This window comes from Streptomyces luteolifulvus, assembly GCF_008806595.1.
GTDB lineage: Bacteria > Actinomycetota > Actinomycetes > Streptomycetales > Streptomycetaceae > Streptomyces > Streptomyces luteolifulvus.
Genome location: NZ_VZRB01000014.1, coordinates 131,455 through 142,644 on the forward strand (window position 1 = coordinate 131,455; position 11,190 = coordinate 142,644).

Annotated in this window: 12 protein-coding genes; 5 read left to right on the forward strand and 7 right to left on the reverse strand. The window is 68.7% G+C overall.

What is annotated here, in order from left to right; translation table 11 throughout:
* Positions 1 to 5: 5 nt before the first annotated feature.
* Genes F7R91_RS21295 through F7R91_RS21310 form a run of 5 tightly spaced genes read left to right on the forward strand, consistent with a single transcriptional unit; the run spans position 6 to position 3,351 of the window.
* Positions 6 to 1,262 carry an ATP-grasp domain-containing protein gene (locus tag F7R91_RS21295; protein WP_225320723.1) on the forward strand — a complete coding sequence of 419 codons (1,257 nt, stop codon included), beginning with the start codon at positions 6 to 8 and terminating at the stop codon, positions 1,260 to 1,262.
* Complete coding sequence (locus tag F7R91_RS42835) at positions 1,259 to 2,581, forward strand: MFS transporter (RefSeq protein WP_150950677.1); 1,323 nt, start codon at positions 1,259 to 1,261, stop codon at positions 2,579 to 2,581. Before F7R91_RS21295 ends, F7R91_RS42835 begins: the two co-directional genes overlap by 4 nt.
* Complete coding sequence (locus F7R91_RS42840; protein WP_225320732.1) at positions 2,536 to 2,757, forward strand: hypothetical protein; 222 nt, start codon at positions 2,536 to 2,538, stop codon at positions 2,755 to 2,757. The genes F7R91_RS42835 and F7R91_RS42840 overlap by 46 nt, the downstream gene beginning before the upstream one ends.
* A complete protein-coding gene (locus tag F7R91_RS42845) occupies positions 2,754 to 3,038 on the forward strand; it encodes an amidohydrolase family protein (RefSeq protein WP_225320731.1) in 285 nt (94 codons plus the stop codon). Before F7R91_RS42840 ends, F7R91_RS42845 begins: the two co-directional genes overlap by 4 nt.
* Positions 3,039 to 3,069: 31 nt before the next feature.
* Complete coding sequence (locus F7R91_RS21310; protein ID WP_225320724.1) at positions 3,070 to 3,351, forward strand: chorismate mutase; 282 nt, start codon at positions 3,070 to 3,072, stop codon at positions 3,349 to 3,351.
* Between the two features lie 71 nt (positions 3,352 to 3,422).
* On the opposite strand, the gene F7R91_RS21315 is transcribed toward F7R91_RS21310, so the two are convergent.
* The 7 genes from F7R91_RS21315 to F7R91_RS21345 form a co-directional block, all read right to left on the reverse strand.
* A complete protein-coding gene (locus tag F7R91_RS21315; RefSeq protein ID WP_150950679.1) occupies positions 3,423 to 4,424 on the reverse strand; it encodes a zinc-dependent alcohol dehydrogenase family protein in 1,002 nt (333 codons plus the stop codon).
* Positions 4,421 to 5,296 carry a carbohydrate ABC transporter permease gene (locus tag F7R91_RS21320; RefSeq protein ID WP_150950680.1) on the reverse strand — a complete coding sequence of 292 codons (876 nt, stop codon included), beginning with the start codon at positions 5,294 to 5,296 and terminating at the stop codon, positions 4,421 to 4,423. Before F7R91_RS21320 ends, F7R91_RS21315 begins: the two co-directional genes overlap by 4 nt.
* Positions 5,293 to 6,246: a carbohydrate ABC transporter permease gene (locus F7R91_RS21325; protein WP_150950681.1), complete on the reverse strand. Its 954-nt coding sequence runs from the start codon at positions 6,244 to 6,246 to the stop codon at positions 5,293 to 5,295. Before F7R91_RS21325 ends, F7R91_RS21320 begins: the two co-directional genes overlap by 4 nt.
* A gap of 92 nt (positions 6,247 to 6,338) precedes the next feature.
* Complete coding sequence (locus tag F7R91_RS21330; RefSeq protein ID WP_150950682.1) at positions 6,339 to 7,706, reverse strand: ABC transporter substrate-binding protein; 1,368 nt, start codon at positions 7,704 to 7,706, stop codon at positions 6,339 to 6,341.
* A 120-nt stretch (positions 7,707 to 7,826) separates the two neighbouring features.
* Positions 7,827 to 8,588: a DeoR/GlpR family DNA-binding transcription regulator gene (locus F7R91_RS21335; RefSeq protein WP_150950683.1), complete on the reverse strand. Its 762-nt coding sequence runs from the start codon at positions 8,586 to 8,588 to the stop codon at positions 7,827 to 7,829.
* A 295-nt stretch (positions 8,589 to 8,883) separates the two neighbouring features.
* The gene (locus F7R91_RS21340; RefSeq protein WP_408056052.1) at positions 8,884 to 10,254 is read right to left on the reverse strand and encodes an ABC transporter substrate-binding protein; all 1,371 of its coding nucleotides are present in this window, start codon (positions 10,252 to 10,254) and stop codon (positions 8,884 to 8,886) included.
* Positions 10,255 to 10,683: 429 nt separating this feature from the next.
* The gene (locus tag F7R91_RS21345) at positions 10,684 to 11,145 is read right to left on the reverse strand and encodes an ATP-binding protein (RefSeq protein WP_191971578.1); all 462 of its coding nucleotides are present in this window, start codon (positions 11,143 to 11,145) and stop codon (positions 10,684 to 10,686) included.
* Between the last annotated feature and the right edge of the window lie 45 nt (positions 11,146 to 11,190).

The following is an 11,190-nucleotide window of genomic DNA, read 5'->3' on the forward strand; positions in this document are numbered from 1 at the left end:
CGCCGATGCCCTCCCTCTCCTCGCCTCCGCCCTCCGCGCCGCTGCTGGTCCTGATCAGCCCCATGGATCAGGAGACCCGTGGCCACCTGCTGGAATCCGTGGCCCGCGAGTACCGGATCTGGCTGTTCTCCGACCGTGAGGCCGACTGGGAGTCCCCGTTCATCACCGGCCACACCCTGGTGGACACCCTGGACGCCGAGGCCATGACCCACGCCGCCCGCCCGGTCGGTGCCGACGCGATCCTGTGCTGGGACGAGACCCGCATCCTGTCCGCCGCCCGGGTCGCCGACGCCCTCGGCCTGCCCGGCCTGTCTCCGCAGGCCGTACTGACCTGCCGGGACAAGCACTTGACCCGACTGGCTGTCGCGGCGGCCGGGGGACCGCAGGCCCGCTCGACCGCCGTGTCCACGCTGGACGAGGCGTGCGCGGCGGCCGCCGGAACCGGCTACCCCGTGGTGGTCAAGCCGCGGGCGCTGGTCGGCAGCACGGGCACCCGGATGGCCCGCACCCGCGAGGAACTCGCCGCGATCTTCCCGGAGATCCGCGGCACCACCATGACCGAGGTCCGCGAGCGTTTCGAACGGCCCGTGCTCATCGAGGAGTACCTCGACGGGCCGGAGATCAGCGTCGACTGCCTGATCTGGGACGGCGAGGTCACCCCGCTCTTCGTCGCCCGCAAGGAACTCAGCCCGCCGCCGAGCTTCGAGGAGGTCGGCCACAGCGTCGCGGCGGCCGACCCGCTGCTCACGGACGCCGCGCTGCTGCGCGCGCTGACCACCGTGCACGCCGCCGTCGGCATCACCCACGGCTGGACCCACTCGGAATGGCGTCTGACCGCCCGAGGCCCCGCCCTGATCGAGGTCAACGCCCGCAGCGGCGGCGACTTCATCTCCTACCTGGGCCTGCTCGCCACCGGCTGGGACGCCGGTCCCGCCGCCGCCCGGCTGGCCCTCGGGCAGCGGCCCCGACCGGGCACCCCCCGTCATGGCGCCGCCGCCGTCCGCTTCCTGTACCCGGAGGTGGAGACTGTCGTCGGGCAGGTCACCATCGAGCGGGACCGGCTGCCCGTCGGCACCGACATCGCCCGCGTGGTCGCCCGGCCCGGCCATGTCCTGGAACTCCCGCCCGCCTCGCACACCGGGCGCTACGCCATGCTCGTCGCCACGGCCGACACCGCCGACGCCTGCCGGCGGATCCTGGATACCGCCGAGCAGGCCGTCCATCTGGAACCGGCCGCGTCACCGGTCGCCGTGCCGCGATGAGCGTGGAGGAGTCGGCACCCAGCACCGAGGCCGAGGCGGTCGGCATAGGACAGACCTGGCGCGAGGCGCCGCTCCCGGTGAGGGTGGTGATCGCCGGGATCATGGTGAACCGGCTCGGCGGCTTCCTCCAGGTCTTCCTCGTCCTCTTCATGGTCGCGCGCGGATTCCCCGAGGTGCAGGCCGGGTTCGCGCTCGCCGCGCACGGCGCGGGCGCGGTCGCCGGCATCCTCCTGGGTGGCTGGCTCATCGGTCTCATCGGCGTCCGCCTGTCCATCGTGTCCTCGATGGCGCTCACCGCCGTGCTCACGGCCGCGCTGCTGTGCGCGTCGTCGTACCCCGTGATGATGCTGCTGGCGGCCGGCGCCGGGGCGGCGAGCCAGGTCTACCGGCCCGCTTCGGCGGAACTCGTCAGCAGGCTCACCGGCGAGCAGCGCCGCGTCATGGTCTTCGCGATGTACCGGCTCGCCACCAACATCGGCACCACCGCCGCCCCGCTCATCGGCGCCGCACTCGTCGCGCACTCGTACACGCTGCTCTTCTGGGGGGAGGCGGCCGCCGCCCTCTGCGTCGCCGTGCTGGGCCTGCGGTCGCTGCCGGCCGACCGCCCCGCGGCCATGGGCCGGGCGGCCAGGACCGCGCCCCGACCCCCGGACCGGGCCACGGGTTACCGCGCGGTGCTGCGCGACCGCTCCTTCGTGCTGTTCCTGGCCGCCATCCTCGGTTTCTCCGCCGTCTACACCCAGTACCTGTCGACACTGCCGCTCGCCGTGCGCGCCCACGGCTTCGACACGTTCGTGTACGGCAGCCTCGTCGCCGTCAACGGTGCCATCGTGATCCTGTGCGAGCTGGTGGTGACGAGGAAGGTGCAGCGCTGGTCCGCCCGGATCGCCGCCGTCACCGGCATCCTGGCCGTCGGGGCCGGACTCACCGCCTACGCACTGCCGTTGGGCGTCGCCGGACTCGTCGCGGCCACCGTGGTGTGGTCCGTGGGCGAGATCATCGGCTCCCCGACCATGACCGCCTATCCCGCACTGGCCGCCGACCCCGAGAACCGCAGCCGGTACCTGGGTGCCGCGCAGGCGACGTTCGGCATCGGCTCCGCCGTGGGTCCCGCCGCGGGTGTCGCCGCCTGGGCCCTGATGAGCGACACGGTATGGCTGCTGTGCGGGGCCGTCGCCTCGTGCGCCGCCCTCGCCGCGTACTACGGGATGCCCGCGCGTGCGGGGCAACCGCCCCTCCCCGACCAGGAGAAGCGAGACCCATGCCCCCCGCTGTGCCCCGCAGACAGTTCCTGCGCGCCACCTCGGGATCAGCCCTGACCGGCGCGCTGCTCTTCGGCGGTCTCGCGGCACCCGCCGCCGCGACTCCCCCTCGCCCGCAACCGGCCAAGGCGGCCTGGGAGGAACCACGCAAACTGGCCGTACTGGAAAGGGAGATCGACACCTACCGCCGGGTCGCGCGCGGTGGAGGACAGCTGCTGCTCGGCACCGACTGACCCGCACCCCGGCCCGCGTCTTCGGAGTGGACCGTGACCTCGGCACGGTCGAACCGGGCAAGCCGGCCGACCTGACACTCGTCGACGGCGACCTGTTCCAGGACTTCGACGCACTGATCCACACCAGCGGCGGGGTCCGCGGCGGCGTCCTGCAGGAACGGCGGGACCTTCAAACGGCGTTCAGCCGGCCGACGGCACGGACGGCACCGGAACGGGGCTGGGACGCGGTCACCGAACAGATGGTCAGGGACGGCTGCTGCCAGGATCACCGCATGGAATGATGACGGCATGCCGAGCCCCGCTCCTCAGTCATTGACCGAGATCCGTGCCCTGATCGACACCCTCGACGGGGAGCTGGTCGAGCTGCTCGCCCAGCGCCAGAGCCTGGTGCGGGCCGCGGCGCTCCTCAAGACGGACGAACAGGCCGTGCGGGCCCCGGACCGGGCCGAGCGCGTCGTCGTCGCCGCCCGGTTGCGGGCCGAATCCGCAGGCCTGTCACCCGAGGTGGCCGAGGCCGTGTGGCGGGCCATGGTCGGCGCGTTCATCGATCTCGAACTGACCGAGCACCGCAGGACGGTGTCCGGTCACGCCTGAGGGAGGAGCTCTCCGCGCCAGGGGCGGGGAGGCCTGACGCGGAGAGCGGCTTGGTTCTGCCTCCGGGGTGCTCACACACCCAGGCCGGGCTGCACCTGGATCTTGCGGCCCGCGCCCGCCTGGAACTGCTTGATGGCCTCGCCGTAGGAGGCAAGCGGCAGACGGTCGCTGATAAAGATCTCCGGGTCGAGCACGCCGGCGGCGAAGAGGTCTGCGGCGCGCTCGAAGCTGTGCAGGACCGCCATCGATCCGGTGATGGTGATCTCCTGGTTGTAGATCTTGTACGGCTCGATCGTCGCCTGCGCTGCGTAGTCGGAGACGCCGAACTGCAGATACGTTCCGCCCTTGCCGACCCTGCCCAGGGCGTCCTGGATCGCGCTCTCGTTGCCCGTGGCGTCGATGACGAGATCCCAGCCGCGGGGCATGTCGAGCTCGTCCGCCGACGTCACGGCGTTGCTGCAGCCCAGCGTCCGTGCGGTTTCCAGACGTGCGGGGTTGATGTCGACCATGTCGACGGCGGCGGCGCCGGTGCGCTTGGCCAGCTCCAGCATCATCAGGCCCATCGTGCCCGAGCCGTAGATGAGCACATGGTTGGCCAGTTGGCTGCGCAGGACGTCGTACCCGCGTACCGCACAGGCCAGCGGCTCGATCAGGGCGGCGTCCTGAGTGGAGACGTGGTCGGGCAGGACGACGCAGTTGGCGACCGGGGCTATGGCGTATTCGGCCGCACCGCCTGCGGTCGTGACGCCGATGGCCGCCCAGCGCTCGCACAGGTTGTTCCTGCCGAGGCGGCAGTAGTAGCACTCGTTGCAGGTGAGCGAGGGATCGACGGCGACACGGGCGCCCACGGCCAGTTCGGTGACGTCGCGGCCGACGGCGACGACCTCGCCGGCGAACTCGTGGCCGGGAATGATGGGCAGCTCGGGGGCGAACTCGCCCTGCATGATGTGCAGGTCCGTGCCGCACAGGCCACAGGCCGCCACGGCCACGACGACCTCTCGGGGGCCGGGAGCAGGATCGTTCACGGTGACCATCTCGATGGTCCCCTGTTCGGTGATGAGTGCGGCCTTCACTTGACGGCTCCCATGGTCAGACCCTGGACCAGCCGGTCCTGGGCGGCGAATCCGGCGATGAGAACCGGGATGGACACAGCGACGGCCGCGGCGCAGACCTTGGCCAGGAACAGGCCCTGGCTGGTGACGAAGCTGGTCAGGAAGACCGGCCCGGTCGAAGCCTGGACCCCGGTGAGCACCTGGGCGAACAGCATTTCGTTCCAGCTGAAGATGAAGCAGATCAGGGAGGTGGCGGCGATGCCGGGCGCGGCCATCGGGATGATGATCCTGCGGAAGACGGTCGGCAGACCGGCGCCGTCGATGGCCGCGGCCTCAAGGATCGCCACCGGGATCTCCGCGAGGAACGACCGCATCATCCATACGGCGATCGGCAGGTTCATGGTCGTGTAGAGCAGGACCAGGAGCCAGATGTTGTCCAGCATCCCGAGGTTCTGGGCCGCCAGATAGACCGGGAGCAGGCCCGCCACCACCGGAAGCATCTTGGTGGAGAGGAAGAAGAACATCACGTCGGACCACTTGCGCACCGGCCTGATCGACAGGGCGTAGGCCGCGGGGATGGACAGCGCGAGGACCAGCAGGGTGGAAAGCACGCTTGCCGTCGCGGAGTTGATCAGAGCCGGCCAGGGGCTCGCCCCCGTCGAGGCGCCGAAGAACTCGCGGTAGCCGTCCAGGGTCAGCTGGGCGGCGATCGAGGGCGGGTTGGTGGCGGCGTCCGTCTCACTGTGGAACGACGTCAGGACCATCCAGGCGAACGGTGCGAAGAAGAACAGGCCTACGGTCCAGGCGGCCAGCCCTACGAGGGTCTTGGAGTGGTTCCTGACAAGCGGTTCGCGGCGCCGAAGGGGCCGGGGACGGGTCATGGTGGCACTCATGAGGTCTTTTCCTCCCGCAGGAGCGTCGACACCAGACGAAGCGCGAACGTGGCCACCACGATGGTGCCCAGGACGACCACGACGCCCGCTGCGGAGGCACGACCGTAGTCGTGGGCCTGATAGAAGGTCTGGTAGATGGTGTAGGGAAGGTTCGCGGTTCCGAGCCCGCCCGAGGTGATGGTGAACACCGCGTCGAAGTTCTGCACGATGTAGATCGACCCGAGCAGGGCCGCGAGCTCCAGATACCGGCGCAGGTGCGGCAGGGTCAGATGGCGGAAGATCTGGAAGGCGTTGGCGCCGTCCACCCGGGCCGCCTCGATGATCTCCATGGGGCGGCTCTGCAGTCCGGCGAGCAGGATCAGCATCATGAACGGGGTCCACTGCCAGATCAGGGAGACGGCAACCGCGGTCAGCGGTCGGTCGCTGATCCAGTCGGGCTGTGGCGGGGAGTCCGAGCCGAACAGCGACCAGATCCAGGTCAGGGTGCCGTTGAGGAGCCCGTACTCGGGGTTGTAGAGAGCGTGCTTCCACAGCAGCGCGGCCGCGACGGGGACGACCAGGAACGGGGCGATCAGCATGGTGCGTACGACGCCGCGCCCACGGAACTTGTGGTCGAGCAGGAGCGCCACACCCAGCCCGAGCAGGAGGCTGAGCAGCACCACACCGGCCGTGAGCCAGACCGTGGTGATCACCGAGGCGCGCATGTCCGGGTCGGTGAAGACCAGCTTGTAGTTGGTGAACCCGGCCCAGCCTCGTTCGTCGGGCCGCAGGGCGTCCCAGTTCATGAAGGAGATCACCAGTGTGGCGACGAACGGCAGCTGGGTGACGATCACCATGTACACCAGCGCGGGCATCAGCGGGGCGCGGGTGGCCCACGCCTTCGCCCGGCCCGGCCGTTGTCGAGGTACCTGGGCCGCATGTGACCCGGTGGGACGTTTTGCCTTGTGCATCAGGGCACTACTCACTTGTTCTCTCCGCTCCGTCGGCCCCCTCGCCCCGGTGCGAGGGGCAAGGGGGCCGCGCAAAGGGATGGGGAATGCGGTCAGTTGTTCCGGTACTTGGCGGCAACCTGCTCAGCCAGCTTCTGTCCCTTGTCGAGGGCATCGCTCACCGACTGGCGCCCGGCGATTGCGGCCGAGATCTCCTGGGTGACCTTGGTGCCCAGATCCTGGAACTCGGGAATGGTCACGTACTGCACGCCGACCGTGGGGCGGGGCTGGGTCCCGGGGTTGCGCGGGTCGGCCTCGCTGATGGCGGTCAGAGTGGCCTGGTAGAACGGGCCCGCGGCCTTCTGGTACTCGGGGTTGTCGTACGTCGACTTCCGCTTGCCGGCCGGAACCCTGGCCCAACCGAGCTTGTCACCGACGAGCTGCTCGTACTCCTGGCTCGCGGCCCACTTCACGAACTCGGCACCGGCGTCCTGGTGCTTGCCGGCCTTCGGCTGGGCAAGGGCCCAGGTCCACAGCCATCCGGAGGCCTTGGTCTCGGTCACGGGCGCCTGGGCATAGCCGACCTTGCCGGCGACCGGGGACTCGGGGTCCTCCAGCAGGCCGGCTGCCGACGTGGCGTCCATCCACATGGCGGTCTTCTCCTGCGTGAAGTTGTTGAGGCACTCGGCGAATCCCGCCTGTGGTGCGCCGGCTTCACCGTGCTTGCGGACGAGATCGACGTACTGCTCGGCCGCCTTGGCGAAGCCTTCGCCGTCGACCTGGGCCTGCCAGTCCTTGGTGAACCAGGTGCCGCCCTCGGTGTTGACCACCGTGGTCAGGGAGGCTCCGAGCTCACCCCATCCCGGCTTGCCCCGCAGGCAGATGCCCTTCATGCCCTTCTCGGCGCCGTCCACCTTGGCGGCCAGGTCGGCGACCTGCTTCCAGGTCGGGCGGTCCGGCATGGTCAGGTTCTTGGCCTCGAAGACATCCTTGCGGTACATCAGGAAGGACGACTCGCCGTAGAACGGCTCGGCGTAGAGCTTGCCGTCCTCGCCGCGCAGCCCGTCCGTCATGGACGTGAAGACATCGTCCTGCTTGAACGAGGCATCCTTGGCGACCGTGTCGTCCATGGGGGACAGCCAGCCGTTCTTGGCCCACAGGGGGACCTCGTACGCGCCGACCGTGACCACGTCGTAGGTGCCGGCCTGGGTGGCCACATCCTGCGTGATCTTGTCGCGGACCTCGTTCTCCGGCAGCACGGTGAAGTTGACCTTGATGCCGGTCTTCTTGGTGAACTGGTCCTTGGTCAGCTTCTGCAGGTCGATCATCTGCGGGTTGTTGACCATCAGTACGTTCACGGTCTTGCCACCGTCGTCCCCGCCACTGCCTCCCGCGCCGGCGCAGCCGGCGAGCAAGGCGGTGCAGGTGAGGCCGGTCAGAGCCGCGGTCGTCAGTCTGGCCCTGGAGGGTCTGGTGTGCATGGGAGCACCTTTCTTGAGGGAAAACGACGGGGTGGAAAACGGGGCTGCCCCGAGCGATGGCGGCGTGCTGAAAGCAACCTGCGGTATCAGCAGCCCCGGCCGGGCGGCTCGAGCGGGAGCTCAGACCCGGATGACGTCGGGTCCGTGCAGGGAGTAGCGGTGGGCTTCGGCAGCGGAAAGGCCCGTGTCGGTGATGATGGTTTCAAAATCGCCGATCTTGGCGAATCGACAGAAGCTCTGCGCTCCGAATTTGGTGTGAATTCCGAGCAGCACCCTGCGATGGGAGGAGCGGATGGCTTGGGCTTTGACGTCGGCCACCACCGGGTCGGGTGTGGTGAGGCCGGCCTCGCGGGAGATGCCGTTGGCTCCCAGGATCGCCAGGTCGATGACGAAGCTGGACAGCATCTGGCTCGTCCAGGATCCGACGGTGGCCAGGGTGCGGCCGCGGACCTTTCCGCCCAGCAGCAGCACGGTGGCCCCGGAGGCTTCCGCCACCGCCGCGGCGGTGGGCAGGGAGGCGGTCACCACGGTCAGATTCCGGTCGGCGGGCAGCATTTCGGCGATGAGCCGGTGGGTGTAGCCCTCGTCGATGAACACCGTTTCCGCCTCGCCGAGCAGGCGCACTGTGGCCGCGGCGATACGGCGTTTGGCCTCCACGTGATGGGTTTCACGCTGGGCGAGCGACGTCTCGAACCCGGCGCTTTCCACCGGGTAGGCGCCGCCGTGGTTCCTCCGGACGAGACCGCCCCGCGCGAGATCGTTCAGATCCCTGCGGATCGTCTCCGGTGCCACCCGGAAGTCGGCCGCCAGCGACGAGACTTCCACTCTTCCGCTCAGACGTGCCAGAGCCAGGATCCGATGCTGCCGCTCTTCGGCTTTCACTCGCGAACGCACCTCCCTGGCATTCCGTTTCGGGCGAACACTGCCCGTATGTGCTCGCCCTGGATTTATACAGCCGCACTTCTCCAGGTGATGCGCCCGTTGCTTCGGGAATATTGCCCGTTTGGGTGTGGGGCCAGTTCTGTATTTCTGCAGGTCATCGCGGTTTGAGTAGCATGATCGCCATCTGCTGCCAACCGAATGGCGCGACTGCGGTGCCCGAATCCACAACAGGGCCCCGGACGGTGAAGCCCACGAGGGCTCGGAGTTGGACAACACCCTGCGCCACCGATACCGGTCACTGGTAGTTCCTGGCGACTTCCTCCGCGAGCTTCTGGCCGTTCTCCAGAGCCTGGTCGACGCTGGTCCTGCCGGCGATCGCCGCGGATATCTCCTCCGTCACCTTGGTACCGAGATCCTGGAACTCGGGTACGGCCACGAACTGGATGCCCACCGTGGGTCGTTGCTGCACACCGGGGGAGGTGGGGTGCGCCTGCTTGATGGACTTCAGAGCGATGTCGCCGAAGGCGGCGGACGCCTTCCGGTACTCGAAGACCGCATACGTGCTCGCCCGCTTTCCGGCGGGAACACGCGACCAGCCCAGCTTCTCGCCGACGAGCTTCTCGTAGTCCTTGCCGGAGGCCCACAGCATGAACTTCGAGGCGGCGTCGGCCTTCTTGGTGGTCTTCGGCATCGCCCACGCCCAGGCCCACAGCCAGCCGGAGCTGTTCGTCTTCTCCACGGGTGCGTGCGCGTAACCGACCTTGCCCGCGACCTTGCTGGTCTTCGGGTCCTCCAACGAGCCCGCCGCGCTGGTCGCGTCGTACCACATCGCGACCTTGCCCTGGCTCATCGCCTTGAGGCACTCCGTGAAACCGGCCTGCGGCGCACCCACCTCACCGTGCTTCCTGACCAGGTCGACGTAGAAGCTGGTCGCCTCCCTGAACTCCTTGCTGTTGACCTGTGCCTTCCAGTCCTTGGTGAACCAGGTGCCGCCGAAGGTGTTGACCATCGTCGTCAGCGGCGCTCCGAGTTCGCCCCAGCCGGGCAGGCCGCGCAGACAGATGCCCTTCATACCGGGACGCGCTCCGTCGACCTCGGCGGCGATGTCGGCTACCTGATGCCAGGTCGGCCGCCGGGGCACGTCGATGCCCTTCTCCGCCATGACCTCCCGGTTGTACATGAGGAACGACGACTCACCGTAGAACGGCAGCGCGTACAGATTGCCGTCGGCGCCCGACAGCGACTGCACCATCGGCTCCAGCAGATCGTTCTCGTCGAAGCCGGAGTCCCCCTCGGCGTAGGAGCTCAACTCGTGCAGCCAGCTGTTCTTGTGCCAGATGGGCACCTCGTAGGCGCCGATGGTGGCCACGTCGTATTGGCCGGCCTGGGTAGCAATGTCCTGGGTGACCTTGTCGCGCAGCTCGTTCTCGGGAAGGATCGTGAAGTTCACCTTGATACCGGTGTCCTTCGTGAAGCTGTCCTCCGTCAGCTTCGCGATGTCCTGCATCTGCGGATTGCCGACCATGAGCACATTGATGGTCTCGCCCCCGCCACCGGAGCCCCACCCGCCGACCTCGCTGCACGCGACCAGCAGTGAGCCGGCGGCCACAGCGGCGAGCCCAACGCGAGCGCTTCTCCTTGCACGGGCGATTCTTCGGACGGACACGGCTGACTCCACGGGTGTTCGAGGACATGGGGGACCCAGGCAGGGTCGTACGAGCGGTGGTTGCGCGTAGAGAGGTGCGGGTCAGACCCGGTTGGCCGACGGCCCCACGAGATGGTGGTGAAGGCCTTTCAGCGACTCGCAGCCCGGTGTCGTCGGTGACGATCGCCGCTGCCTGCCAGCCGCGCATGCAGGCGACGGAGCCCGGCCCTTTCGGGTTTATGTGCATTTTCTACAGGCGCTGTCAGCTGCATGACCAGGGGTGACATCAGGCGTTCCGTGACCGAATACGCCCGTATCGACATGTGTATTTCGGCAGCCCGAAGCGTTGTCCGGCCACATCAAGGGCAGAAACCCTGCCCGGGTCCGCTCGCGGCGTGCCCGTTTCGCTGCCCGGCCCCCCGGGCCGCGCCGTCTCGTACACGTCGCAATTCAGCTTGCCCGAGGGCAGGATCCGTAGGGGAGGTACGCCAGATCAGCCTGCTCCGGCACCTGCAATTCGGCCCAGACGAGCTTGCCCCCGTGATGCATGTCGTAGCCCCATCGCCAACTCAGCTCCTCCAGCAGGATCAGGCCACGGCCGTCCTCGGCGTAATGGCCGGGGCGGGCCGGTTCCGGGGCGTCCCGGCACTGGTCGGCAACGCCGATCCGGATCACGTCGTCCGTCTTGCGCTGGACGAGGACCTGAACCACGCGACACCCCGTGTGGTCCACGGTGTTGTTGAACAGCTCAGAAACGATCAGCGTCCCGGACTCGGCCAACTCGCCCATGCCCCAGGCATCCAGAGCCTCGGAGACGAGCATACGTGCGCGGCGCGCGGAGGCCGGCTCGCACGGCAGGGTCTCGGTGTGGCTCAGAACGCCTGTCGCCGTCGGACTGAGAACTGAGGTCATGGTCACGGGGTCATCCCTCCGGGTGGGGCGCCCGTCCCCGCGACG